Source organism: Streptomyces sp. CA-106110, from assembly GCF_050936285.1.
In the GTDB taxonomy this organism is placed as follows: domain Bacteria; phylum Actinomycetota; class Actinomycetes; order Streptomycetales; family Streptomycetaceae; genus Streptomyces.
Map to the genome: position 1 here is coordinate 3,161,148 of NZ_JBNJNB010000001.1, position 24,431 is coordinate 3,185,578.

Genomic DNA, 24,431 nt, shown 5'->3' on the forward strand with positions numbered 1-24,431 from the left:
GGGCGGACTGCTCGATCCGAACGGCGACCCCCCGCCCGCACAGGGCGGGGGTGACCCCGGACGTGCGCATCATCCTGCACACATGCAGTACGTTCGGGTCATGTCCCAGCCCGCCAAGTCCTCACGTACACCAGCTGCTCCCGACGTGCCGGAGAGTGCCGCAGGCAGTCGCGCCGCCGCCCAGCGGCTCAAGATGCGCCGGGAGCTGGCGGCCGCGGCGATGGAACTGTTCGCCACGAAAGGGTACGAAGCGACCACCGTCGACGAGATCGCGGCGGCCGCCGGGGTCGCCCGGCGCACCTTCTTCCGCCACTTCCGCTCCAAGGAAGAGGCGATCTTCCCGGACCACGACGACACCCTGGTGCGGGCCGAGGCGGTACTCAATGCCGCTCCGGCGCACGAGCACCCGCTGGACACCGTGTGCCGCGGCATCAAGGAAGTCATGAAGATGTACGCGGCCCGGCCGGAGGTCTCCGTGCAGCGCTACAAGCTGACACGGGAGGTGCCGACGCTGCGCGAGGCGGAGATCGCCTCGGTCGCCCGCTACGAGCGGCTCTTCACCCGCTATCTGCTCGGCCACTTCGACGAGCACGCGCACGACGACGACGCGAACGACGATCCGCTGCTGGCGGAGGTCGCCGCGTCGGCGGTGGTCACCGCGCACAACCACGTCCTGCGGCGCTGGCTGCGGGCCGGCGGCCAGGGGGACGTGGAGACCCAGCTCGACCACGCCTTCGCCATTGTGCGCAGGACCTTCGGCACCGGGATCGGGGCCGGGCGCGGGAGTGCGCCGCGCACCGCGCCGGCCGCCGTGGCGACACAGGGCGACGTGCTGGTGACGGTGGCCAGGACCGACGCGCCGCTCGACGAGGTCATGCGGACCATCGAACAGGCACTCAAGGAACACTCCTAGCAGTACCCGGGCTCTCACAAAGGCCCTTCGGCGCCCACCACGGACCGGCGGCGGCATCTCATGCCACCGCCGGTCCGTTCCTTTTGCTCCTACTCGTCAGTAACTTTGATCGATCATCGCTCATTTGTCACGTAAAGATTTCATCTGAGAGCAATATCTGGCACCCAGTGCCTTGCGGGGTGACACGCCGTGCCATACGTTGGTCTTGTCCGGGCGGCCGGCGTGCAGAGACCTTTCGTACGCCGGCTGTCCCCGCAAGCCTCCCTCGGCGAGCGCGCCCGGACGCCTGCGTCACAGGCAACTTCTCGCGCCACAAAGCGCTGCCACAGCATCACTGAGCCGAACCGACGGCACACCGCTCACACCAGCAGCAGCAGCACCGACGTATCCCTCAGCGTCTCCCCTCAAGACGCCATTCGCCGGAGGCAACAACGTGAAGGACATCCTGGACGCGATTCAGTCGGGGACGGCCACGTCCGCCGACTTCGCCGCACTCCCGCTCCCCGAGTCGTACCGCGCGGTGACCGTGCACAAGGACGAGACGGAGATGTTCGCCGGGCTCACCACCCGTGACAAGGACCCCCGCAAGTCCATACACGTGGACGATGTCCCGCTGCCCGAGCTCGGCCCGGGCGAGGCCCTGGTGGCCGTCATGGCCTCCTCGGTCAACTACAACTCGGTGTGGACCTCGATCTTCGAGCCGCTGCCGACTTTCGGCTTCCTGGAGCGCTACGGCAAGCTCTCCGAGCTCACCAAGCGCCACGACCTGCCGTACCACATCATCGGCTCCGACCTCGCCGGCGTGGTCCTGCGCACCGGCCCGGGCGTCAACGCCTGGCAGCCGGGCGACGAGGTCGTCGCGCACTGCCTCTCGGTGGAACTGGAGTCCTCCGACGGCCACAACGACACGATGCTCGACCCCGAGCAGCGGATCTGGGGCTTCGAGACCAACTTCGGCGGCCTCGCCGAGATCGCGCTCGTCAAGTCCAACCAGCTGATGCCGAAGCCCGGCCACCTCAGCTGGGAGGAGGCCGCCGCCCCGGGCCTGGTCAACTCCACCGCCTACCGGCAGCTCGTCTCCCGCAACGGCGCCCAGATGAAGCAGGGCGACAACGTGCTGATCTGGGGCGCGAGCGGCGGCCTCGGCTCGTACGCGACCCAGTTCGCGCTCGCGGGCGGCGCCAACCCCATCTGTGTCGTCTCCTCGCCGGCCAAGGCGGAGATCTGCCGCTCGATGGGCGCCGAGGCGATCATCGACCGCACGGCCGAGGACTACAAGTTCTGGAAGGACGAGCACGCCCAGGACCCGAAGGAGTGGAAGCGCTTCGGCAAGCGCATCCGCGAGCTGACCGGCGGCGAGGACGTCGACATCGTCTTCGAGCACCCCGGCCGCGAGACCTTCGGCGCCTCGGTCTACGTCACCCGCAAGGGCGGCACGATCGTCACCTGCGCCTCGACCTCGGGCTACAACCACGAGTACGACAACCGCTACCTGTGGATGTCCCTGAAGCGGATCATCGGCTCGCACTTCGCCAACTACCGCGAGGCCTGGGAGGCCAACCGGCTCATCGCGAAGGGCAAGATCCACCCGACGCTGTCGAAGGTGTACTCGCTGGACGAGACCGGTCAGGCCGCGTTCGACGTGCACCGCAACCTCCACCAGGGCAAGGTCGGCGTGCTGTGCCTCGCCCCCGAGGAGGGCCTGGGCGTGCGCGACGGGGAGATGCGCGCCAAGCACCTCGACGCCATCAACCGCTTCCGGAACATCTGAGGACACCGGAGGTCATAGATGACTGAGCGTCAGAAAGCGCCTGCGGCCGAGGGCGCGCCGGCGTCGAAAGAGCCGCAGGCCCAGAAGAGCAAGGACCGCCCGTGGCTGATGCGCACGTACGCCGGTCACTCCACGGCCGAGGCGTCCAACGAGCTGTACCGGCGCAACCTCGCCAAGGGCCAGACCGGCCTGTCGGTGGCGTTCGACCTGCCGACGCAGACCGGCTACGACTCCGACCACATCCTCGCCCGCGGCGAGGTCGGCCGGGTCGGCGTGCCGATCGCGCACCTCGGTGACATGCGCCGGCTGTTCCAGGACATACCCCTGGAGCAGATGAACACCTCGATGACCATCAACGCCACGGCCATGTGGCTGCTGGCGCTCTACCAGGTCGTCGCGGAGGAGCAGGGCGCGGACATCACCAAGCTCCAGGGCACGACCCAGAACGACATCGTCAAGGAGTACCTCTCACGCGGGACGCATGTCTTCCCGCCTGGGCCCTCGCTCCGGCTGACGACGGACATGATCGCGTACACGGTCTCCCACATCCCGAAGTGGAACCCGATCAACATCTGCAGCTACCACCTGCAGGAGGCGGGCGCCACGCCGGTGCAGGAGATCGCGTACGCGATGTCCACCGCGATCGCCGTCCTCGACGCGGTGCGCGACAGCGGCCAGGTGCCGCAGGAGCGCATGGGCGATGTCGTCGGCCGTATCTCCTTCTTCGTGAACGCGGGCGTCCGCTTCATCGAGGAGATGTGCAAGATGCGGGCGTTCGGCCGCATCTGGGACCGGATCACGCGTGAGCGGTACGGCATCCAGGACCCCAAGCACCGCCGCTTCCGCTACGGCGTCCAGGTCAACTCCCTGGGCCTGACGGAGGCGCAGCCGGAGAACAACGTCCAGCGGATCGTGCTGGAGATGCTGGCGGTGACCCTCTCCAAGGACGCACGCGCGCGTGCCGTGCAGCTGCCGGCCTGGAACGAGGCGCTGGGCCTGCCCCGGCCCTGGGACCAGCAGTGGTCGCTGCGCATCCAGCAGGTACTCGCGCACGAGAGCGACCTGCTGGAGTACGAGGACATCTTCGAGGGCTCGAAGGTCATCGAGGCCAAGGTCGGCGAACTGGTCGAGCAGTCGTTCGCCGAGATCGAGCGGATCCAGGAGATGGGCGGCGCGATGGCCGCCGTCGAGTCGGGCTACCTCAAGTCGCAGCTCGTCGCCTCGCACGCCGAGCGCAGGGCTCGTATCGAGGGCGGCCAGGAGAAGATCATCGGCGTCAACATCTTCGAGACGACCGAGCCCAACCCGCTGACGGCCGACCTGGACACCGCGATCCAGACGGTCGACCCGGCGGTCGAGGCACGCGTCATCGCCTCCCTCCAGCACTGGCGCGACACCCGCTACCAGCCGCCGTTCAACCACCCCCGCCCCTGCAAGGCGCTGGAGCGGCTGAAGGAGGCGGCCAAGGGCAGCGAGAACCTGATGGAGGCCACCCTGGAGTGTGCCCGCGCCGGGGTCACGACCGGGGAGTGGGCCGGCGCCCTGCGCGAGGTGTTCGGCGAGTTCCGCGCACCGACCGGCGTGTCGTCCGCCCCGGTCGCGGTGGCCGCCGAGGAGGGCACGGCGCTGGCCCAGGTGCGCCGCAAGGTGGATCTGACGGCCCAGGACCTCGGCGTCGGCAAGCTCCGCTTCCTGGTGGGCAAGCCGGGCCTGGACGGGCACTCCAACGGCGCCGAGCAGATCGCCGTACGGGCCCGCGACGCCGGGTTCGAGGTGGTCTACCAGGGCATCAGGCTGACGCCCGAACAGATAGTGGACGCCGCCCTCGCGGAGGACGTGCACGCGGTGGGCCTGTCCATCCTCTCCGGCTCCCACGCGCAGTTGGTGCCGGACGTGCTGGACCGGCTGCGCGAGGCCGGCGCCACCGACATTCCGGTGATCGCGGGCGGAATCATTCCCAGCGCCGACGCCGAGCAGCTCAGGGCCGCTGGAGTGGCCGCGGTCTTCACCCCGAAGGACTTCGACATCACCGGAATCATCGGCCGTATCGTCGACGAGATCCGGAAAGCGAACAAGCTCGACCCCCTGGAGGTCCCCGCATGACCACCCCTGTCAACCGCCTTCGTCCGCGGCGCTCCTGCCTGGCGGTACCGGGCTCGAACCCCCGCTTCCTGGAGAAGGCGCAGGGCCTCCCCGCCGACCAGGTCTTCCTCGACCTGGAGGACGCGTGCGCGCCGCTGGCCAAGCCCGAGGCGCGGCACACCATCGTCAAGTTCCTCAACGAGGGCGACTGGACGGGCAAGACGCGGGTCGTGCGGGTCAACGACTGGACGACCGAGTGGACGTACCGCGACGTCGTGACGGTGGTCGAGGGCGCGGGTCCGAACCTGGACTGCATCATGCTGCCGAAGGTGCAGGACGCCCAGCAGATCGTGGCGCTCGACCTGCTGCTGACCCAGATCGAGAAGACCATGGGCTTCGAGGTCGGCCGGATCGGCATCGAGGCGCAGATCGAGAACGCTCAGGGCCTCAACAACGTCAATGAGATCGCCCAGGCCTCCTCGCGTATCGAGACGATCATCTTCGGCCCGGCCGACTTCATGGCGTCGATCAACATGAAGTCGCTGGTCGTGGGCGAGCAGCCGCCCGGCTACCCGGCGGACGCCTACCACTACATCCTGATGAAGATCCTGATGGCCGCCCGCGCCAACAACCTCCAGGCGATCGACGGCCCCTACCTGCAGATCCGCAACGTCGACGGCTTCCGCGAGGTGGCGGGTCGTGCCGCCGCGCTGGGCTTCGACGGCAAGTGGGTGCTCCACCCGGGTCAGGTGGACGCCGCCAACGAGGTGTTCTCGCCGGCCCAGGAGGACTACGACCACGCCGAGCTGATCCTGGACGCGTACGACTACTACACGTCCGAGGCGGGCGGCAAGAAGGGTTCGGCGATGCTCGGCGACGAGATGATCGACGAGGCCAGCCGCAAGATGGCCCTGGTCATCGCGGGCAAGGGACGCGCCGCCGGCATGCGGCGCACCAGCACGTTCGAGATCCCGGAGGCCTGAGCGCCATGCAGTTCGGACGCACCTACGAGGAGTTCGAGGTCGGGGCGACGTACAAGCACTGGCCGGGCAAGACGGTCACGGAGTACGACGACCACCTGTTCTGTCTCCTCACCATGAACCACCACCCGCTCCACATGGACACGAACTATGCGGAGAAGACGACGGACTTCGGTCAGAACGTCGTCGTCGGCAACTACATCTACTCGCTGCTGCTCGGCATGTCGGTCCCGGACATCTCCGGCAAGGCGATCGCCAACCTGGAGATCGAGTCGCTCAAGCACGTGGCGCCGACGTTCCACGGCGACACGATCTACGGCGAGACCACCGTGCTGGACAAGTGGCCGTCGAAGTCGAAGAACGACCGCGGCATCGTCCACGTCGAGACCAAGGGCTACAAGCAGGACGGCACGCTGGTGTGCGTGTTCCGCCGCAAGGTGATGGTCCCCACCGAGACGTACATCAAGGAGCGCGGCGGCGAGCAGCCCGGCCGCCCGGAGCTCAAGTCCCAGGAGAAGTGATGAGCCGCCTCGCCCAGACCCACGGTCTGACAGACGTCCAGCAGGAGATCCTCTCCACCGTCCGCGACTTCGTGGACAAGGAGATCATCCCGGTCGCGACCGAGCTGGAGCACCGCGACGAGTACCCGCAGCAGATCGTCGACGGCCTCAAGGAGCTGGGCCTGTTCGGTCTGATGATCCCCGAGGAGTACGGGGGCCTGGGCGAGTCGCTGCTGACCTACGCACTGTGCGTGGAGGAGATCGCCCGCGGCTGGATGTCGGTCTCCGGCATCATCAACACGCACTTCATCGTGGCGTACATGCTCAAGCAGCACGGCACCGAGGAGCAGAAGGCCCACTTCCTGCCGAAGATGGCCCTCGGCGAGATCCGCGGCGCCTTCTCGATGTCCGAGCCGGGCCTCGGTTCCGATGTGTCGGCGATCACGTCCAAGGCGGTGAAGGACGGCGACGAGTACGTCCTGAACGGCCAGAAGATGTGGCTGACGAACGGCGGCACGTCCACGCTCGTCGCCGTGCTCGTCCGGAGTGACGAAGGACACCCCGAGGGCACCGCGCCCCACAAGTCGATGACGACCTTCCTGGTCGAGAAGGAGCCCGGCTTCGGCGAGGTCCGCCCCGGCCTCACCATCCCCGGCAAGATCGACAAGATGGGTTACAAGGGTGTCGACACCACGGAACTGATCATGGACGGACTGCGCATTCCGGCCGACCGGGTGCTCGGCGGGGTCACCGGCCGCGGGTTTTACCAAATGATGGACGGCGTCGAGGTCGGCCGGGTGAACGTCGCGGCCCGTGGTTGCGGCGTCGCCCAGCGTGCCTTCGAGCTCGGCGTCGCGTACGCCCAGCAGCGGCACACCTTCGGCAAGCCGATCGCCCAGCACCAGGCCATTCAGTTCAAACTGGCGGAAATGGCCACCAAGGTCGAGGCCGCGCATGCCATGATGGTGAACGCGGCACGCAAAAAGGACTCCGGGGAGCGAAACGACCTCGAGGCGGGCATGGCGAAGTACCTGGCCTCCGAGTACTGCAAGGAGGTCGTGGAGGACGCCTTCCGGATCCACGGCGGCTACGGCTTCTCGAAGGAGTACGAGATCGAGAGGCTCTACCGCGAGGCCCCGATGCTGCTGATCGGCGAGGGTACCGCCGAGATCCAGAAAATGATCATCGGCCGCCGACTGCTCGAAGAGTATCGACTCCAGGGCTAGATATCCCGATACGGGGTGTTTTCTTCGCGAAGAAGATCACACCCCGTCAACCTCCTTCGGCCGCCGACTCGGCTTCCTGGCTTGCCGAGTTACGGTCCGCGACCGGTACGATCGCCGGAAAGCCGCCGTCCCCCGTTGAAGCGCGGCATCATCCGCTACGAAGGTCATCCATGCCCCACAGCCAAACCTCTGCACCACGCGACAGCCTTGTCAGCGTACGCCTCGCGCGCGGAGCATCGCCGTGGCTTCTCCCGACCGTTGCCACCGCAGCGCTCAGCCTGGCCCGTGCACGCCGCTCCGGCGCTGCCAGGGCCGTGGCCGTGCCCGCCACCGCCCTCGCGGCGGGCATGCTGTGGTTCTTCCGCGACCCCGAGCGCGAGATCGCTCAGGGCCGGGTCATCTCGCCCGCCGACGGTGTGGTGCAGAGCATCATGCCGTGGAAGGACGGACGAACCCGCGTCGCGATCTTCATGAGCCCGCTCAACGTCCACGTGAACCGCGCGCCGCTGGCCGGCACCGTCACGTCGGTCGAGCATGTCCCCGGCGGCTTTGTTCCCGCTTTCAACAAGGAGAGCGAGAACAACGAGCGCGTAGTCTGGCACTTTGACACCGAACTCGGCGACATCGAGATGATCCAGATCGCCGGCGCGGTGGCCCGCCGTATCGTCCCCTACATCCCGCAGGGCACGAAGGTCGAGCAGGGCGACCGCATCGGTCTGATCCGCTTCGGCTCGCGCGTCGACCTCTACTTGCCCGAGGGCGTGGAGGTCGCGGTCGAGGTCGGGCAGAAGACCGTGGCTGGGGTGACTCGTCTTGACCGTGATTGATCCCGATACCAAGTCCGACTGGGTGCCGGAGGCCGACGAGGTGTCCGACGAGGAGGAGATGCCGCTCTCACTCCGCCTCTCGATAGCGGACACCCTCACCCTGGGCAACGCCACCTGTGGGTTCATGGCGGTGTACTTCACCACCACGGGCATCCTGATCCCGCATCTGACGGGTGACGACCAGTCGGCGGGCATGGCCCGGCACAGCGCTGCCACGGCCGTGATCCTCATGCTCTGCGCCGCGGTCTTCGACCTGTTCGACGGCCTGGTGGCAAGGAAGCTGCGCTCCTCCCCCATGGGCGCCGAACTCGACAACCTCTCCGATCTGATCAGCTTCGGTCTGGCTCCGGCCTACTTCGTCCTGGTCTACGGCATGGTCGCCGACGACGCGCACCAGAGAGTGGCCGCGGTCGGGGCGATCGTGGTGCTGCTCGCGGTCGTGCTTCGGCTCGCGCGCTTCTCGTGCGTGACTCCGACGAACGGCATGTTCCAGGGCATGCCCTCACCGTTCGGTGCGCTCACGGTGGTCTCCATCGTCCTACTGGAGCTGCCCTTCTTCGCCACGCTCCTGGCGATCCTGGGCACGGCGTGGCTGATGGTGAGCCGGGTGGAGTACCCGAAGCCGCGCGGCCGTCTCGCGGTGGCCATGCTGACCTGGATCGTGCTGTCGATGGGCCTTCTGGTGGCCTGGGCCTTCGATGCGCCGAGCGGCCAGCTCCTGCTCCAGACGGGCTGCGCGCTGCAGCTGGTCATGGGGGCTGTCATCCCGCTCTTCGCGACCGCTCGCCGCGTGAACAACTTCCGCGACAACCGCCGAGAGGCGCGTGCGGCGCAGCTCCCGTAACACTGCGCTCGTCGTGTGCGAGGGCCCCGGACCCGGATGGGTTCGGGGCCCTTCGCTTTGCGGCCGCGCCCGGAAGCGGTCGCCCCCAGCGAGGGCCGGGGCCCCTCCGGGCTCGGCTCAGCTCAGGAAGTCGCGCGCGATCCGCTCCGCCACCCGCTCCAGGATCGGTCCCGCATCCGCGATGCACCTCGCGACATCCGGTTCCACCTCGGTCAGCGGGTACGCGCGCCGGATCCCGGCCCCCGCCAGCGCCTCCCTGGGCAGGGCCAGCCGGCCGCACACCGCGACCACCTCCTTGCCGGCCGCCCGGGCAGCCGCCGCGACCCCCGCCGGCGCCTTGCCGTGCAGCGTCTGCCGGTCCAGCGATCCCTCGCCCGTGATCACCAGCGAGGCCCGCTCGAGCGCCGGAGCGAAGCCCAGGACGTCCAGCATGACCTCGATACCGGGCCGGAAACGCGCGCCCAGCACCAGCGCCCCGTACCCGATACCGCCCGCGGCCCCGGCCCCCGGCGAGGCGGCGTACTCCGCCGTCCCGGGACCCGTCGCCTCGCCCAGCACCTTGGCGTAGTGCGCGAGCGCCGCGTCCAGCACCGCCACGTCGTCCGGCGAAGCACCCTTCTGTGGCCCGTAGACCGCCGCCGCACCCTTCCGCCCGGTCAGCGGATTGTCGACGTCGCTCGCCAGCACCAGGTCCACCGAGGACAGCCGCGGGTCAAGCCCGGACAGATCGGCACGGGCGAGGGCGGCCAGTCCGCCGCCGCCCGGCGTCACCGGCTCCCCGTCCGCGTCCAGGAACCGCGCCCCGAGCGCGGACAGCATCCCCGCGCCCCCGTCCGTCGTCGCGCTGCCGCCGACCCCGAACACGACCGTGCGCGCGCCGGCGTCGAGCGCGGCGCGCAGCAGTTCCCCGGAGCCGTACGTGGACGCGGTCAGCGGCGCGTAGACCCCGGTCGGCAGCCGCTGCAGCCCGCTGGCCTCGGCCATCTCCACGACCGCGGTGTCGCCGCGCAGCGCGAACGCGGCCGTCACCTCATGGCCGAGCGGGCCCGCGACCCGTACCTCACGCCGCTCGAACCCGGCCGCGACGGCCGCGTCCACGGTGCCGTCGCCCCCGTCGGCCACGGGCAGCGCCTCGATCTCCAGCCCCGGCACCACTCTGCGCAGCCCCGTCGCGACCCGCTCCGCGACCTGTACGGCCGTCAGCGAGCCCTTGAACTTGTCAGCGGCGATGAGCACCCGATGTGCCGCTCGAGTGCCCTTCACAGCAGCGTCCGCCACCCGCATTCCCCTTACTCTTCGAGCCTTGCGCATGTCAAGGCAGTCGCGCCGCTGCGACCCTAACCAACGGACGCGCCGGCCGCCACGCCCCGTCCGGCCCTCGGGACCCCGCGCAAGGACCTGTGGAAATGGGTAGACCTTCAGCCATGACCCCTGAGGGCATCGAGCTCGACGACCGCATCCTCGGAGGCTGGCTCGGCCGGATCGCGGGCAACATGCTCGGCAAACCGGTCGAGCAGGGCGACCTGTGGACGCGGGAGCGCATCGACCGCTATCTGCGGCAGGCCTCCGCCCTGCCGCTCACCGACTACCTGCCGGAGCCCGCCACCGAGAGCGACGGCTTCGAGTTGCGGCCGGAGTGGCGGCAGTGTGTACGCGGCCGCATCCACGGGAGCTGCCGCGACGACGACGTCGACTACGCGATCCTCGGCCTCGACCTGCTCGAGACGCACGGCTTCGGCTTCAGCACCGAGCAGGTGGGCGACCTGTGGCTGCTGCGGCTGCCGTATCTGCAGACGTTCACGGCCGAGCGGGCCGCCTACCGCAACCTCGCCAACGGGCTGAAACCCCCGCTCACGGCCACGTACGACAACCCCTACCAGGAGTGGATCGGCGCCCTGATCCGCGCCGACGTCTACGGCTGGACCCGCCCCGGCGTCCCGTACCAGGCCGCCTCGCTGGCGCGCCGGGACGCCGTCCTGTCCCACACCGGCAACGGCGTGTACGGCGCGATGTGGGCGGCCGCGCTGATCTCGGCGGCGTTCACCGCGCCCACGGTCCGGCACGCGCTGGACTCCGCGCTGACCGTGATCCCGGCCGGCAGCCGACTCGCCCGCACCGTGCGCCGGGTCGTCTCGCTCCACGAGACCCGGCTGAGCTGGGAGGAGACGCTCGACACGGTCGCCGAGGAGACGGCCGGGCTCGGCTGGATCCACACCGTCCCGAACGCCGCCGTGCTCACGGCCGGGCTTCTGTACGGCGACGGCGACTTCACCCGCACGATCGCGCTGACCGTCCGGGGCGGCCTGGACACCGACTCCAACGGCGCCACCGCCGGCTCGGTCGCCGGAGTCCTCACCGGGGCGCAGGCGATCCCCGCGCAATGGAAGGACCCCCTGGAGGACACGGTGCGCAGTGCGGTCTTCGGCTTCGACTGCGTGAGTATCAGCGAACTGGCGGACCGGACGCTGCGCCTCGCGCACGCGGAATCGCGGTGAGCCGCGGGCCGTCGGGGGACCGGGTGGGACGCCCGCAACGACTCGATACGCTTCATGAATGAGCACTCCAGACTTCGCCACATACATCGCGGGCCTCCCCCGCGTCCTCGCCGGGGCCGCCGCACTGTTCCAGGACGGCGCGGGGCGGGTGCTGCTCGTCGAGCCCAACTACCGCGAGGGCTGGGCGCTGCCGGGCGGCACTGTCGAGTCGGACGACGGCGAGACCCCGCGCCAGGGCGCGCACCGCGAGACGCTGGAGGAGATCGGTCTCGACGTCGAGCTCGGCCGGCTGCTCGCTGTGGACTGGGTGCACTTCACGGGACACCCGCCGCTGGTGGCGTACCTCTACGACGGCGGAGTCCTCGACGAGGAGGCTCTCAAGGCGATCCGCCTGCAGGAAGAGGAGCTGCTGTCCTGGCGTCTCGTGCCGCGCGAGGAACTGACCGAGTATCTGTCCGGCACCCTGGGCCGCCGTGTGCTGGTCGCACTGGACGTCCTCGCCGCCGGCTCGGGCACAGCGGAACTGGAGAACGGCCACCGGGTCGGCTGACCCGCCCTTCCTCCACGGAGCGCCGATATCCGTTCGCCGCCCCGCGGCGGTCCGCCCTACGCTCGTTCCCATGGCCAAGCCCCTCGTCGCGATCCTCAGTGGTGCCGGTATCTCGACGGATTCCGGGATCCCCGATTATCGCGGGCCCAACGGGCTGTGGCGGAAGGATCCCGGGGCGGAGAAGCTCGTGACGTACGAGTACTACATGGGCGATCCCGAGATCCGGCGGCGCTCCTGGCAGATGCGGCGCAAGAACCGCACACTCAAGGCCGAGCCCAATGCCGCGCACCGGGCCGTGGCCGAGCTGGAGCACTCCGGGGTCCCCGTGCGGGTCATCACGCAGAACGTGGACGGACTCCACCAGCTCGCCGGCATGCCCGCCCGCAAGGTCCTGGAACTGCACGGCAGCGCCCGCAGCTTCGTGTGCACGAACTGTCATGCCCGCGGCCCCATGGAGGACGCCATCGCCCGCGTCGAAGCCGGCGAGGAGGACCCGCCCTGCCTGAACTGCGGCGGCATCCTCAAATCGGCCACCGTGATGTTCGGTGAACGACTCGACCCGGTCGTGCTCGGCGAGGCCGTCGCCATCACCAAGGCCTGCCAGGTGTTCATCGCCGTCGGCAGCAGCCTGCAGGTGCAACCCGCCGCCGGACTCGCGGGCGTGGCGACCGACCACGGAGCCCGCCTGATCATCGTCAACGCCGAGCCGACACCGTACGACGACCGCGCCGACGAGATCGTCCGCGAGCCGATCGGGACCGCGCTGCCCGAGCTTCTACGGCAACTGAGCACCGAGGGTGACTAAGCCTCGATCCACCGACCGATGCCTGTGGATGACGCTTGGGAAAATGAAGAAGTGCCTTGTGACCTGCGATGATGGGAGTTCTTCACGCTTCCAGCACGCACAATCAGCAAGGCACTTCCGAGATGCAAGTTTCCCATACGCCAGCGGCGGTCTCCGCTGCGTTCGATGATCCGAATCTGATCGCGTATGCCGGGCTGGTCCCGGTGATGCGGCTGGCCGAGCGGTGTGGTCTGCCGCGACTGGTGACGGAGAAGGTCAAGTTGACCGGGGTGACGAACGGCGCGGGTGCGGCGGCGGACGCGAAGGTCACCAGCATTGTGGCCGGGATGGTCGCGGGTGCGGACAGCATCGACGACCTCGACGTCCTGCGGCACGGTGCGATGCCGACCATGTTCGGCGGCATTCGTGCCCCCTCCACGCTCGGCACGTTCCTGCGCGCGTTCACCCACGGCCATGCCCTCCAACTCCACGCCGTACACAGGAGGTTCCTGGGTGCGCTGGCCGCGCATACCCCACTGCTGCCCGGGGCCGACCAGATGGCGTTCATCGATGTCGACTCCACCCACAAACGCGTATACGGCCGCACCAAGCAAGGCGCCGAGTACGGCCGGTTCAAAGGCATCCGCACCCTGCACCCACTGCTGGCCACGATCTGCACTCCACAGTCCCGGCCGGTGATCGCCGGGGTGCGGATGCGCCGCGGCAAGGCAGCCGACTCCCGCGGCGCCCCGAAGTTCGTCAGTGAGGCCCTGGCTACCGCCGCGGAGGCCGGGTGCACCGGCACCCGCGTCCTGCGGGCGGACTCCCAGTTCTACAACGCCGGGGTGATCGCCGCCTGCCGCCGGGCCGGCGCCCACTTCTCGATCACCGCCGGCATGAACCCCTCCATCAAGCGGGCCATCCTCGCCATCCCCGACCAGGCATGGCGGCAGATCACCTACCCGACCGCGGTGCCCGACCCCGAGACGGGGGAACTCATCTCGGACGCCGAAGTCGCCGAGATACCCGCCTACACCGCGTTCGCCAGCCGCAAGAAGACGGAGCGGGTCACCGCCCGGCTGATCGTGCGCCGGGTCCGCGACCTGGCCAAACCCGCCACCATCGCCGAGCAGGGCGAACTCTTCCCCGCCTGGCGCTACCACCCGTTCTTCACCGACAACCCCGCTCCGACGCTCCAGGCGGAGCGGGAACACCGCCACCACGCCGTCATCGAGCAGGTCATCGCCGACAGCAAAGCCTCTGCCATGGCCCACCTGCCGTCCGCGCACTTCCACGCCAACGCCGCCTGGCTGACCCTGTGGGCCATGGCCTACAACCTCCTGCGGGCCACCGGCGCACTGACCTCCGCCTTCCACGCCAAGGCCACCACCGCCACCCTCCGCGCCCACCTGATCCACGTCCCGGCCCGCCTCGCCCGCTCCGCCCGGCGCATCACCCTGCACCTCCCGCACAACTGGCGCTGGCAGCACGCCTGGACACACCTCTTCGACACCATCCACGCCCCGCCCGAACCCGGCTGACAGTCCCTGCCCACCCCGCCCGCCAGGGCCCGACCGGAACCGAACCGTGGAAAAGCTGAGCAGACCAGCGGATACCACCTGCCCAGACACAGACACCGACCCGAAAACCGCTCAAAAACCGGTCAGAAGATCCATTCCAGGCCACGTCGGTGGATCAAGGCTAAGCCTGCTGGCCTGCCCTCCGGCGAGGATGACGGCCTGCCGGACGTGCGATCCGCCCCAGCCGGTGATGGCGAGAGCCGTGTCATGCGCGGTGGTCATGGTGGGTCCCTCCTAGGACGAAAGGTTCAGACGTCGGGAAGCGGGTCGATCGGCCGGTCGGACACGGCGAACGCCGCGAAGTCGGCGTATTGCGAACGCGGCGTCGCCCAGCTCGGGTCGCTGCCGCCGAAGAAGGTCGAGAAGAACACCCCGTCGATGCCCAGCCGACCGGTGGTACGGAATTCCAGACCGCCTCGGCTCATCACTTGTCGGCCGTCGACGAAGACGGTCACGGTTCCGTCGAAGCGGCCGGGCCGGTTGAGGCGTACGGCCTGTTCGACGCACGCCCAGCGGCCGAGCGGCCAGTCCCAGGAGCCACGGCCGAGCGAGGTGCCGTGGGCGACCGACGTCGGCAGGTAGGCGTAGACCTCGGCGACACCGTGCGGGCGCCACATGTAGCGGGTGGACAGCCCGTCCTCGCCGTCGGGGATGTGGCGGCCGCCGGTCACCGTCCCGCCGTACAGGCCGGGCAGCTTGCCGCCTTTGACGAAGTCGAAGTCGTCCGGGAACCGCACGTAGTAGCGAAGGTGGAGGGAGTCGACGGGGCCGGACAGCAGCGGCAGGTAGAGCTGTGTCCCTCCCTCGGGCCGGCCGTACTGCCGCGCCACGGTGGGGCTGGCGGAGCGTGCCGGGTAGTGCACCCGCAGCAGACTGCCCAGCGCCGGGTGGCTTCCCGGCAGCAGCTCGGCGCGGGAGAGACCGAACGAGCCGTTGGGGCGTGCCGTGAGCCGGGGGCCGAAGAAGCGGGCCACGGCTGCCGGGTCTTGGCTCAACGGGGTGGCCGAGGCGGTGGAGCGGCCCGGGGAGCCGGACGTGCCGGTCCCCGGGCCGGAGCACGCGGCAAGCCCCGTACCGATCATGGCGGCCCCCGAGGCCGTGATGAACTGCCGTCTACGCACTGCCGCCGCTCCCCGTCTCCCGGTTTGTGTCACTGTCGATCTGTGGCTCAAGCGCACTCAAGGTCCGCTCGCTCGCGCTCACCACCCGGTAGTCCGCCTCTTGCGTCGTACTCGGCACCGTGTGCAGGGTGAGGGTGCCGTCGGCGGAGGCCGTGCCGGTGGCGAGCGTGGTGCCGTCCGCGGTCAGCGCGTACGGGGCGCCGGCGGTCAGCCCGGTGGCGGTGAAGGCTAGGTCTGCGCCGGAGGTGCCGGGCGCCACCAGGACCTCGTAGGCTCCGGCGCCGCTGGGCACGCGGCCGGTGGCGGTACCGCTCGCGGGCACCACCGCGACCGACTGCGGGGTGACGGTCACCGGGGAGGTGCCCACGGTGGCCGCGGTCAGCCTCGCCGTGCTGCCCGTTGCGGAGGGGGCGAGCGTGGTGGTGAGGGCCGGGTAGCCGCTCGCCCTGTAGACGGTGCAGGTGGAGCCGGTGAACGACGCCGAACTGACGGAGTCCACGGCCACCTTCGTGGACTGCTCGATGTCCTTGAACGTCATGCTGCCCGGGGTGGTGGAGTCCCCCGTCACCGAGTACGTCAGCGAGGCGGGCAGGGTGTTGCCGGAGAACACCGTGCCCGTGCTCCACTGCGTCAGCACACCGGAGGAGAACGGGTCGCTGAAGGTATTGCCGGAGAACACCGTCCCGTCGGTCTGGTTCAGCTTGACCGCGTTGCTGGAAGTGGTGTCGAAGGTGTTGCCGGTGAAGGTCAGGCCGGTCGGCCGCCCGGTGCTGTTGGTGTACGCCGGGACGTCCGAGCCCTGGTAGGTGAAGACCGCGTACTGGCTGCTGTTGGTCACCGTGTTGCCGGTGGTGCTGATGCCCGTGGAGCCGACGCTGTAGCGCAGGCCGTACTTCGCGCCCGTGACGGTGTTGTTCCGGATCGTGTCGCCACTGCTGTCGAAGACCGCGATGCCGGCTCCGTTGGGCTGGTCGTGGACGTAGTTGTTCTCGATGACGGCGTCCGTGACACCGCGATGGATCATGATTCCGTGGATCTGGTTGTCCGACGGGTCGTCGTCGCCGACCGGCGTGTACGGCGGAATGCCGTTGTGGTCGACCTCGTTGTAGGCGATCTCCAAGTGGTCGCACCGCTGCGAGCAGATGATCCCGTGGTCGCCGTTGTCGTGCGCATGGTTGTGCGTGATCGTCAGGTGGTCGGAGTCGTCGTGCGGGTCGAGCCCGTACATGACGTTGTGGTCGTACTCGTTGCCGGTGAAGGTCATGCCGTACGCGTTGAACGTGTACGTCCCCATGAAGTTGTGGTGGAACCGGCTGTCGGTCTGCGAGCCGTAGACGTTCAGCGCGGCGCACACGTCCAGGTGGGTGGAGTCGCAGCCGCGGCCCTTGTAGGACACGCCGTAGCTCTCGGCGTCGTGGGAGCCCAGGTAGCCGATGCCGCTGTCCTTGATGTCCATCCGCGACTCGCGGGGCGTCCCGTCGGCGTCGAGGAACGAGATGGCCCGGATGAACGCGCGCGCCCGTGAGCCGGACGGGGCGCCGGCGGGCAGGTACGGGTTGGTGTCGGGGGCGCCGGCCGCGTCGTCCCACGAGGTGATGTGCACATCGTCGATGTCGATGTCGCCGTACTGCGCGGTGATGGCGCTGACATGCGTGGCGACATTGTCCGACAGGCTGCGCAGCCGAAGGGTGCCGACGTCGCCGCCGCCCGACGTGCCGTGCAGTTCGAGGGTGGCGCCGTTCTGGACCACCAGGTCCGCGCTCAGTTCCCAGGTGTTGGTCCTGGGGTCCGTCTCGGCGAGGGGCGCGGACGGGCAGAGGGCGTCGATGTCGGACAGGCTCGCGGTGCCGGAGGTCAGGTAGATGGTGTTGGTGCTGCTGGCGTAGCGGACCTGGCCGGAGCACGAGACGGCCCGGGCCGTGCCGCCGGACAGCACCAGGGGGCCGGTCAGCAGTGCGAGGACCGTGATGGCGACGCCGAGGCGGCTGGCGCGGCGGCCCGCGGGAGTACCGCTCCCGGCCCGCCGGGCGAAAAGGACCGGCGGGTGACCCGCCCGAGGCCGGCCGCTCGGGGCGGTCGCGCCCGGTTTGAGTGGCTGGTCGTTCATGCGAGGCTCCTGACGTATCCGCCGCTTGGCACTGAACGGCGGAGGTGCTTGTTGCGGTGCGGACGGGCGGGGCGCGCGGGAAGTCCCCGGCCGTCCGGTGGTACGCGCCGTATCCGACTGGGTGGTGCGTTTGTCCGTCCGCAGCCGGCCGTCCGCAGCCGGTCGTATGGCGGCGGCCACGCCAGGTCCTTTGGCGGGTCGGAGTCGGGTGCGCGGGCCGGTATCCGGTCCGTCCCGGTCACCGGCCCGCCCTGCTCTCGCGGGTCATGCGGTGTTCCGCACGTGGACCGCCGCCTGGGGCCGCGGTGTCCTGCGGTGGCGGACCTGGTGGACGGTCTGCAGCACGACGGCCAGAGTGAGCGCGACCAGCGCCGCGAACCCGAGCCAGGGGAACGGCGGCAGCGTCACCTCCGTGCGCCCGAGCCGCTTGATCGTGCCCTCCCCCGAGAGGGCGATGGGAGCGCGCACCCACGAGTCCGTGATGCTGATCCACGCACCCGAGTCCGCCTCGATGCCCTTGCGCTCGGCGAGGATGTCCAGGCCCTGGCCGCGGGCGTGCACCCCCGCGGCCAGGTGCACTCCGCGCCGGGCACCGCTGACGTCCAGCGTCTGCAGCCGGGCGGAGGCGCCGAGGTCGATGGCCGTGGTGGCGCCGGAGACGGAACCCCCGGTGACCGTGAGGCCCGGGGAGGCGGAGGCGAGGCCCTTGCGGGAGGCACCGCTCACCCGGACGTCGGTCAGGATGACGTCCCTGGTGGTCCCGGAGGCGGTGAACCCGACGCGACCGCCGCGGACGACGACGCCGTCCAGCGCGACCTGCCGGGCGTGCCCGTAGACCGCGACGCCGGTGCCCGCGCCGGTGACCGTGGTGCCGGTCACCCGGACACCGGAGCCACCGATCGCAAGGCCCCGTTCGAAGCCGGTGACGGTGCCGCCGGTGACGGTGGCACTGGCGATGTCCGCGGCGAGCGACACCCCCGCGCCGCCGTTGCCGCCGGCCAGCCGGGCCCCGCGTACGGCCACCCGGGCGCCCGGACCCGAGACGCTGATCGCGGAAGCCCCGCCGTCCACCACGGTCCTGTCGAGGGTGCAGGAGACGCAGGAGATCAACCGGACACCGTCGTGGGCGTCGTGGTGCGAGGCGGTCGCGGTGAGGGTCAGGCCGTGCTGGGCGGTGGCCTTGATACCGGTGCCGTGGCTGCCCTTGGTGGTGACGCCGGACAGGCTGCGGCGGTCGGTGCCGCCGACAGTCACACCGTTGCCGCCGCTGCCCTCGACGGTCAGGCCCCGTACGGTGGTGCCCCGGTCGCCGTCCAGTACGACGCCGTCCTGGGCGGCGTTCTTGACGGTGACCCTGTCGAGGGTCACGCCGGTCGACCCGGTCAGCCGCAGGCCGGTGCGGTCGCCCTCGAACGTCGAGCCGGTGGCGGAGCCGGTGCCGACCCGGCCCCAGGTGACCCCGGACTCCCGGGCCGGGACGTTGCCCGCCCGGCCGAAGCCGATCACTTTGGTGTCGGTGATCGTCATGCGGCCCTCCGCACCCATGGCGAGGTACGGACGTCCGGCCGTGTCCGCGGGGGCCAGGCTGGTCCCGTCCGCGGCCGCGGAGGCCAGGGTGACGCCGTCGATGTCGAGGTTGGCCCGGCTGCCGCTGATCCAGGTGCCGGACGCGGCGGTCTTCCCAGCGGTCATCAGTACGGTGGGCGTGAGGCGGCCCATCTGCAGGGTGGTGCCGGGAGTGAGCAGGACGGCCGTGTTGATCCTCACGGTCTTCGGCTCACCCGCCTTCACCGGTGCGTAACCGATCCAGTCGCGGCCGGCGTTGGCCGCCAGCCAGCTGAGCGCGAGCGGTCCGTACTGCGAGTTCAGCCGTTTCACGCCGGAACCGTGGCTGACCAGCGTGACCGTACCGGGCCTGACCACCATGAGCCGGTCCGGGCGACCGCTGCGCTGCCAGGCAGCGACGTCCGGGTCGGGCGCGGCTGCGCCCGCGGCGTGGGCGACGGGCGCGACGGCGACCAGCAGGGCGGCCGCGGCGAGAGCGGCGCGCGCGAAACGGTGGACGGTCCTCATGCGGCGGCTTCCGCCCCGACGGGCTGCGCCGTCCGGACGACGACGCCGTTCTCCACCGACACCTGCCGCGTCAGCCAGCGCTGCTTGCGGATGGTGGCGAGGGCGCAGAGCTTGACCACCGCCATCACGAAGGAGATCAGGACGAAGCCGGGCACCAGGAAGAACGAGGACGGCTTGCGCACCAGGTGCGGCAGGATCTTCATCGACCGGCTCGCCCACCACCAACCGGCCAGACAGGCGACGAAGAACCAGTCCTGGCGGATGATCGCCCAGGTCATGAAGAACGGCGAGAGCAGCAGGGTGAAGCTGCTGACCCCCTTGTCGATCATGGTGTAGGCGAGGAAGGGGTGCCGCCAGACCCAGCGACGCGACAGCGCCCTCAGGTCGGAGCGCCAGGTGTTGCGGGCCCAGCGCAGCCGCTGCTTGATGAAGATCCGCAGCGTGCCGGGGAAGGTCGACCACACGCGGGCGGAGCGCTGCATGTAGGTGAGGTGACCGCGCTCCAGGATCAACGCGGTCAGCCGCTTGTCGTCGCCCGACATACAGGGGACGCCCCAGAACGTCTCCTCCATGAAGTCGTCGGAGATCTCCAGCAGCAGTTCGCGCCGGTAGACGGCGGTGCGCCCGGACAGGCACGAGACGGCGCGGCCCATGACGGTCTGCGCGGCGTTCTCGTCGAAGTACCGGTAGTCCAGGTACATGTCGTTGACCCGCTGCAGGAAGCCCTTGGGGTTGTAGACGTTCTGACGGGTCCCCACCCCACCGACCCGGGGGTCGGCGAAGGGCTTGCAGACCTCCCTGGCCACGTCGTGCGCCCAGATGGTGTCCGAGTCGACCAGCGCCACCAGGTCGGTGGAGCACGCCTCCCACCCCCTGCGCAGGGCGTCGCGCTTGCCGGGCACGTCGGTGACGACGACCGTGACGGGATAGCGCGCCGCGATGTCCTGGCAGGCCTTGTCGGTGACGTCGATGACCAGGACGACCTCCGCCACCTCGTTCGCCAGCCACGACTCGATCGCGTGGGCGAAGATCTCCGGGTCCTCCTGGTACACCGGCACGACGATGCTGAGCGGAAGGGAGTAGTCCTTCTTCACGGGCTGATAGAGAGCCGCAGGCGCGCGCCGTACGAGCCAGCAGGTCCAGCGGACCAGCCCGAGAATGCCCAGCGGCAGATAGACGAGGTAGTACCGAAAGTCCAGCAAGGTGGTGTCGAAGAATCCGCTCATGGGCCTGTTCCGTTGAATGCCACAGGTGTCTGACGGCCTCCGCCGCCGCGCTGGCCATGCGGCGCGGCGGTGAAGGAGAGCGCCGGGCAGCCCCGATGGGCACCGCCCCCGGCACCTCGTCCGGGTCGTCGAGGAAGTTGTCCATGGAGAGCAGGTGCGGTGCGGTGGGGGTGAACAGCCGCTTGGTGGCGGACCTGCGCTGCGCGTCCTCGAGGGTGTCGGCGGGGACCACGATCGGCAGCCGCGTCGGGCCGCTGGAAATCAGGTAGCCACCGTCACCGTGGTCCGCCAGCACGACGGCGACGTCACCGCCGAAGTTGACCTGCTCCCCCGGGCTGAACGACATGGACACACTTCCTTCGCCGTGCGCTGACTGACACTCGAAGATTACGGGCCAAATCCTAGCAACTGCCAAGTTGCGCTACCTAAATACCTAAATCGGCGCAATAGATCGGATAACACAGACTGTCCTGCTGTCCGCAGATCCGCTGCGCGCGAAGTGGATCGCGGAAACCTTCCGGTTTCACTGGGACTTGACGGGGGACGCCGATCTCGGTCCAGGGCTCCGGGAAGGGCAGCCCCCGACGCCTTCCTCCACGCCTACACCTACCATCGCTGCCACACCGCGCTCGGCGGGCGGCCACCCATCACCCGCGTCAACAACCCTGCGCGTCAATACACCTAGGTTCTGTCCGATGGGTCATGTGACCGACCTGCGCCCAGCTCGTTTCGGTCGACGTGGGGCGGGGCGATCTGTCGAATGAGGAATGGGCACGGCTTGAGCCGCACTTGCCGACGAATTCAGGTAGAGGAAGCCGTTGGCAGAACCACCTCAGAGTGATCAACGGCATTCTCTTCCGGCAGCGAACCGGCATACCGCGGCGGGATTTGCCGGCCCGGTTCGGGAAGTGGAAAACGGTGCACGGCAGCACCGACGATGGTCGGCTGACCCTCGATCCACCGCGTGAATTCTGATCATCACCTTCGGGCGGGTTCAGGGTGATCTTTCGGGGTGTGGGCAGCGGCGATCGTCGGGTGGCCGTCCGGCGAGGAGTCTCCAAGGTCTTTCGAGTCGTGGGCAGGCAGGGCGGTCGCGTGGCTCAGGTGAGCATGCGTTGTCCGGTCGCTGTCCACAGGTCGGTGAAGTCGGCTTCCCAGCGCCAGTGTTCGGGCAGGTGGAGTGTGAGGCGGCGGGCTCCGGTGGCGATCCGGGCGGGGATGTTGATCAGGTGGCGGCGGATGGTGCCGGTCCGTGCCTTGGCGTGGAAGGCGGAGGCGAGGTGGCCTGCGGCGCGGGTGAGGTTGTAGGCGGTGGCGGCGAGGGTGAGCCAGGCGGCGTTCGCGGTGAACTTGCCCGAGGGCAGGTGGGCGAGTGCGGAGTCTTCCAGGTCGGCGAAGACCTGTTCCACGACGGCGTGTTCGCGGTGCATGGGTTCGGCCTGGGTCAGGACGAACGGGTTGTCGGTGAAGATGACGTGGTGGCGCCAGACGCCGAACAGCTCGGCCTGCCCCTCGGGCACGCTCTTCGGGTTGAGCCGCTTCACCCGGCGCACAATCAGCCGGGCGGTGGTGTGAAACGCCTTCTTCTTGCTGGTGAACGCGGTGAAGGGGACCTCGGCGATCTCGGCGTCGGAGATCCAGCGTTCCTCCTCGGCATCCCAGACGGCGCTGGCGTACTTGATCGGCGTCCAGGCGCCCTCGGCGATGCCCGCGATGGCCTCGCGGATCTTCTTCTTGACCGCGACCGCGAGCGAGAACCGTGCGCCGGCTTTGCGGCAGACCTCGACGGCCTTGTGGGAGAAGTACGCAGAGTCGGCGCGGACGATGATCTGCGCGGTGATGCCCATCGCCCGCACTGTGGCCAGCGCCTCGCGCAGCAGACTCGCGGCGCCCTTGCCGGAGCCTGCCGAGCCTTTGCCCAGCCTCGGCACCGCTCGGCCAACCGGATCGTCGGGATGAGCCCGGCATGTGCGATCAGGTCGGCGTCGTCGAACACGGCGAACAGCTCCGCGAGCCTGCGGGAGACTTTCACTTCAGAGGTGCCTTGCCGATCGTGCGTGGTGGAAGCGTCGGAACTCCCATCATCGCAGGTCAGCAGGCACCTCTTCCTATTTCTCCGTCCACAGGCCGATCACCACGCGGTGGATCGAGGCTAAGAGTGCCCGGTTAGGTTGTGGCGCTGTTGGTCCAGGGCGGTGCGTCAAGGGCGGCCTTCACCCTATTGGTGCTCCTGCTGCTGCTCCCGACCGAACTGCTGGATGTCGGCACAAGGCCGACACCCCGGGCCACCAGCGCACAGGCATGTGACTGCATGAGCGCAATCTTGTGATGAGCATGAGGGTTGCGAACGAACTTGAAAAAGGTGCGTAGCCGAAGCCGATAGGCCAGCTCTATTGCTTGGAGTGGTCGCATCGGTGCGCTGGGTGACGGGCCTTGAGCCTGCCACCGCTGAGCCCACCTGCCCCCAGATGGCCCCGTTCCACGGCTGTTCCAGACGCTCCCGTTCTAGCGTCGTGTTACATCTGCTGATGCCTTGCGATTCCGGGATCCCCGACTACCGCGGGCCCAACGGCCTGTGGCGGAAGGACCCCGAAGCCGAGAAGCTCGTGACGTACGAGTACTACATGGGCGATCCCGAGATCCGGCGGCGCTCCTGGCAGATGCGGCGCAAGAACCGCACGCTCAAGGCCGAGCCCAACGCCGCGCACCGTGCCGTGGCCGAACTGGAGCACTCCGGGGTGCCCGTGCGGGTGATCACGCAGAACGTCGACGGGCTCCACCAGCTCGCCGGGATGCCCGCCCGCAAGGTCCTGGAACTGCATGGCAGCGCCCGCAGCTTCGTGTGCACGAACTGTCATGCCCGCGGCCCCATGGAGGACGCCATCGCCCGCGTCGAAGCCGGCGAGGAGGACCCGCCCTGCCTGAACTGCGGCGGCATCCTCAAATCGGCCACCGTGATGTTCGGTGAACGACTCGACCCGGTCGTGCTCGGCGAGGCCGTCGCCATCACCAAGGCCTGCCAGGTGTTCATCGCCGTCGGCAGCAGCCTGCAGGTGCAACCCGCCGCCGGACTCGCGGGCGTGGCGACCGACCACGGAGCCCGCCTGATCATCGTCAACGCCGAGCCGACACCGTACGACGACCGCGCCGACGAGATCGTCCGCGAGCCGATCGGCACCGCGCTGCCCGAACTACTGCGCGGCCTGACCGCCTCGAGCGGCCAGGGCTGACCGCGGCCCCGAGCCGTCCGTGGTCGCCGAGCGCGTCGACCGTGCCCCGTCGCCGCTGCCCAGGGGGCGGGGTCTCTCCTGTGCGGAGCCCCGGGGTGGGCCGGAGACGTCGCAGGCCGGCA

At 69.4% G+C, this 24,431-nt stretch carries 20 protein-coding genes and 2 pseudogenes; 15 read left to right on the top strand and 7 right to left on the bottom strand.

Translation table 11 applies throughout. The features are described from left to right. The first annotated feature begins 82 nt into the window (after positions 1–82). The 8 genes from ACQEXA_RS14535 to pssA all read left to right on the top strand — a co-directional run bounded on the left by ACQEXA_RS14535 (position 83) and on the right by pssA (position 9,143). Positions 83–913 carry a TetR family transcriptional regulator gene (locus tag ACQEXA_RS14535; protein WP_432934455.1) on the top strand — a complete coding sequence of 277 codons (831 nt, stop codon included), beginning with the start codon at positions 83–85 and terminating at the stop codon, positions 911–913. Positions 914–1,346: 433 nt separating this feature from the next. Continuing rightward, positions 1,347–2,684, top strand: coding sequence for a crotonyl-CoA carboxylase/reductase (gene ccrA / locus ACQEXA_RS14540; protein WP_433130240.1), 1,338 nt, complete (start codon positions 1,347–1,349; stop codon positions 2,682–2,684). A gap of 18 nt (positions 2,685–2,702) precedes the next feature. Next, on the top strand, positions 2,703–4,787 hold the full coding sequence (locus ACQEXA_RS14545) for a protein meaA (RefSeq protein WP_433130242.1): 2,085 nt from the start codon (positions 2,703–2,705) through the stop codon (positions 4,785–4,787). Further along, positions 4,784–5,749: an HpcH/HpaI aldolase/citrate lyase family protein gene (locus ACQEXA_RS14550; protein WP_359398176.1), complete on the top strand. Its 966-nt coding sequence runs from the start codon at positions 4,784–4,786 to the stop codon at positions 5,747–5,749. The genes ACQEXA_RS14545 and ACQEXA_RS14550 overlap by 4 nt, the downstream gene beginning before the upstream one ends. A 5-nt stretch (positions 5,750–5,754) precedes the next feature. Beyond that, a complete protein-coding gene (locus tag ACQEXA_RS14555) occupies positions 5,755–6,267 on the top strand; it encodes a MaoC family dehydratase (protein WP_359398178.1) in 513 nt (170 codons plus the stop codon). After that, on the top strand, positions 6,267–7,472 hold the full coding sequence (locus ACQEXA_RS14560) for an acyl-CoA dehydrogenase family protein (RefSeq protein ID WP_359398179.1): 1,206 nt from the start codon (positions 6,267–6,269) through the stop codon (positions 7,470–7,472). Before ACQEXA_RS14555 ends, ACQEXA_RS14560 begins: the two co-directional genes overlap by 1 nt. Positions 7,473–7,642: 170 nt before the next feature. Beyond that, entirely contained in the window at positions 7,643–8,299 is a 657-nt protein-coding gene (locus ACQEXA_RS14565; protein ID WP_432939673.1) for a phosphatidylserine decarboxylase, read from the top strand. Between the two features lie 22 nt (positions 8,300–8,321). After that, positions 8,322–9,143, top strand: a complete 822-nt coding sequence (gene pssA, locus ACQEXA_RS14570; RefSeq protein WP_433134559.1) for a CDP-diacylglycerol--serine O-phosphatidyltransferase — start codon at positions 8,322–8,324, stop codon at positions 9,141–9,143. Positions 9,144–9,260: 117 nt separating this feature from the next. Here pssA and ACQEXA_RS14575 read toward each other — a convergent pair whose 3' ends face one another. Continuing rightward, positions 9,261–10,427 carry a glycerate kinase gene (locus ACQEXA_RS14575; RefSeq protein ID WP_432934450.1) on the bottom strand — a complete coding sequence of 389 codons (1,167 nt, stop codon included), beginning with the start codon at positions 10,425–10,427 and terminating at the stop codon, positions 9,261–9,263. A 140-nt stretch (positions 10,428–10,567) separates the two neighbouring features. Between ACQEXA_RS14575 and ACQEXA_RS14580 the strand changes: the two genes are divergently transcribed. The 4 genes from ACQEXA_RS14580 (at position 10,568) to ACQEXA_RS14595 (ending at position 14,513) form a co-directional block, all read left to right on the top strand. Further along, positions 10,568–11,638: an ADP-ribosylglycohydrolase family protein gene (locus tag ACQEXA_RS14580; RefSeq protein WP_432934448.1), complete on the top strand. Its 1,071-nt coding sequence runs from the start codon at positions 10,568–10,570 to the stop codon at positions 11,636–11,638. A gap of 58 nt (positions 11,639–11,696) precedes the next feature. Next, positions 11,697–12,188: an NUDIX domain-containing protein gene (locus tag ACQEXA_RS14585; protein ID WP_432934446.1), complete on the top strand. Its 492-nt coding sequence runs from the start codon at positions 11,697–11,699 to the stop codon at positions 12,186–12,188. Positions 12,189–12,258: 70 nt separating this feature from the next. Continuing rightward, on the top strand, positions 12,259–12,993 hold the full coding sequence (locus ACQEXA_RS14590) for an SIR2 family NAD-dependent protein deacylase (RefSeq protein ID WP_433130244.1): 735 nt from the start codon (positions 12,259–12,261) through the stop codon (positions 12,991–12,993). A gap of 122 nt (positions 12,994–13,115) precedes the next feature. Further along, entirely contained in the window at positions 13,116–14,513 is a 1,398-nt protein-coding gene (locus tag ACQEXA_RS14595; RefSeq protein WP_433130246.1) for an IS1380 family transposase, read from the top strand. Between the two features lie 111 nt (positions 14,514–14,624). Here ACQEXA_RS14595 and ACQEXA_RS14600 read toward each other — a convergent pair whose 3' ends face one another. The 5 genes from ACQEXA_RS14600 to ACQEXA_RS14620 all read right to left on the bottom strand — a co-directional run bounded on the left by ACQEXA_RS14600 (position 14,625) and on the right by ACQEXA_RS14620 (position 21,079). After that, on the bottom strand, positions 14,625–14,774 hold the full coding sequence (locus tag ACQEXA_RS14600) for a hypothetical protein (RefSeq protein ID WP_433130248.1): 150 nt from the start codon (positions 14,772–14,774) through the stop codon (positions 14,625–14,627). Positions 14,775–14,800: 26 nt separating this feature from the next. Further along, positions 14,801–15,673 carry a polysaccharide lyase gene (locus tag ACQEXA_RS14605; RefSeq protein ID WP_433130250.1) on the bottom strand — a complete coding sequence of 291 codons (873 nt, stop codon included), beginning with the start codon at positions 15,671–15,673 and terminating at the stop codon, positions 14,801–14,803. Then, positions 15,666–17,780 (bottom strand): right-handed parallel beta-helix repeat-containing protein, encoded by a 2,115-nt coding sequence (locus ACQEXA_RS14610; RefSeq protein WP_433130252.1) that lies wholly within the window; start codon positions 17,778–17,780, stop codon positions 15,666–15,668. Before ACQEXA_RS14610 ends, ACQEXA_RS14605 begins: the two co-directional genes overlap by 8 nt. 264 nt (positions 17,781–18,044) lie before the next feature. Beyond that, a complete protein-coding gene (locus ACQEXA_RS14615; RefSeq protein ID WP_433130254.1) occupies positions 18,045–19,853 on the bottom strand; it encodes a right-handed parallel beta-helix repeat-containing protein in 1,809 nt (602 codons plus the stop codon). Continuing rightward, positions 19,850–21,079, bottom strand: a complete 1,230-nt coding sequence (locus tag ACQEXA_RS14620) for a glycosyltransferase (protein ID WP_433130256.1) — start codon at positions 21,077–21,079, stop codon at positions 19,850–19,852. Before ACQEXA_RS14620 ends, ACQEXA_RS14615 begins: the two co-directional genes overlap by 4 nt. Positions 21,080–21,662: 583 nt before the next feature. Between ACQEXA_RS14620 and ACQEXA_RS14625 the strand changes: the two are divergent. Together ACQEXA_RS14625 and ACQEXA_RS14630 are read left to right on the top strand one after the other, a co-directional pair. Next, positions 21,663–21,764 (top strand): annotated as a pseudogene (locus tag ACQEXA_RS14625) (IS481 family transposase); the annotation flags it as partial. A gap of 53 nt (positions 21,765–21,817) precedes the next feature. Further along, positions 21,818–22,029, top strand: a pseudogene (locus tag ACQEXA_RS14630) (transposase); the annotation flags it as partial. 150 nt (positions 22,030–22,179) lie between these two features. On the opposite strand, the gene ACQEXA_RS14635 reads toward ACQEXA_RS14630, so the two are convergent. Beyond that, on the bottom strand, positions 22,180–23,010 hold the full coding sequence (locus tag ACQEXA_RS14635) for an IS1380 family transposase (protein ID WP_433130258.1): 831 nt from the start codon (positions 23,008–23,010) through the stop codon (positions 22,180–22,182). 597 nt (positions 23,011–23,607) lie between these two features. On the opposite strand from ACQEXA_RS14635, the gene ACQEXA_RS14640 reads away from it, so the two are divergent. Next, positions 23,608–24,309 carry an SIR2 family NAD-dependent protein deacylase gene (locus ACQEXA_RS14640; RefSeq protein WP_433130260.1) on the top strand — a complete coding sequence of 234 codons (702 nt, stop codon included), beginning with the start codon at positions 23,608–23,610 and terminating at the stop codon, positions 24,307–24,309. Positions 24,310–24,431: the final 122 nt, after the last annotated feature.

Bases quoted from the DNA above. Each gene is read 5' to 3' on its own strand.
- ACQEXA_RS14535 (WP_432934455.1), top strand. From the start codon at position 83: ATGCAGTACGTTCGGGTCATGTCCCAGCCCGCCAAGTCCTCACGTACA.
- ACQEXA_RS14545 (WP_433130242.1), top strand. From the start codon at position 2,703: ATGACTGAGCGTCAGAAAGCGCCTGCGGCCGAGGGCGCGCCGGCGTCG.
- ACQEXA_RS14550 (WP_359398176.1), top strand. From the start codon at position 4,784: ATGACCACCCCTGTCAACCGCCTTCGTCCGCGGCGCTCCTGCCTGGCG.
- ACQEXA_RS14555 (WP_359398178.1), top strand. From the start codon at position 5,755: ATGCAGTTCGGACGCACCTACGAGGAGTTCGAGGTCGGGGCGACGTAC.
- ACQEXA_RS14560 (WP_359398179.1), top strand. From the start codon at position 6,267: ATGAGCCGCCTCGCCCAGACCCACGGTCTGACAGACGTCCAGCAGGAG.
- ACQEXA_RS14565 (WP_432939673.1), top strand. From the start codon at position 7,643: ATGCCCCACAGCCAAACCTCTGCACCACGCGACAGCCTTGTCAGCGTA.
- ACQEXA_RS14575 (WP_432934450.1), bottom strand. From the start codon at position 10,427: ATGCGGGTGGCGGACGCTGCTGTGAAGGGCACTCGAGCGGCACATCGG.
- ACQEXA_RS14580 (WP_432934448.1), top strand. From the start codon at position 10,568: ATGACCCCTGAGGGCATCGAGCTCGACGACCGCATCCTCGGAGGCTGG.
- ACQEXA_RS14585 (WP_432934446.1), top strand. From the start codon at position 11,697: ATGAGCACTCCAGACTTCGCCACATACATCGCGGGCCTCCCCCGCGTC.
- ACQEXA_RS14590 (WP_433130244.1), top strand. From the start codon at position 12,259: ATGGCCAAGCCCCTCGTCGCGATCCTCAGTGGTGCCGGTATCTCGACG.
- ACQEXA_RS14595 (WP_433130246.1), top strand. From the start codon at position 13,116: ATGCAAGTTTCCCATACGCCAGCGGCGGTCTCCGCTGCGTTCGATGAT.
- ACQEXA_RS14600 (WP_433130248.1), bottom strand. From the start codon at position 14,774: ATGACCACCGCGCATGACACGGCTCTCGCCATCACCGGCTGGGGCGGA.
- ACQEXA_RS14610 (WP_433130252.1), bottom strand. From the start codon at position 17,780: ATGAACGACCAGCCACTCAAACCGGGCGCGACCGCCCCGAGCGGCCGG.
- ACQEXA_RS14615 (WP_433130254.1), bottom strand. From the start codon at position 19,853: ATGAGGACCGTCCACCGTTTCGCGCGCGCCGCTCTCGCCGCGGCCGCC.
- ACQEXA_RS14620 (WP_433130256.1), bottom strand. From the start codon at position 21,079: ATGAGCGGATTCTTCGACACCACCTTGCTGGACTTTCGGTACTACCTC.
- ACQEXA_RS14640 (WP_433130260.1), top strand. From the start codon at position 23,608: ATGCCTTGCGATTCCGGGATCCCCGACTACCGCGGGCCCAACGGCCTG.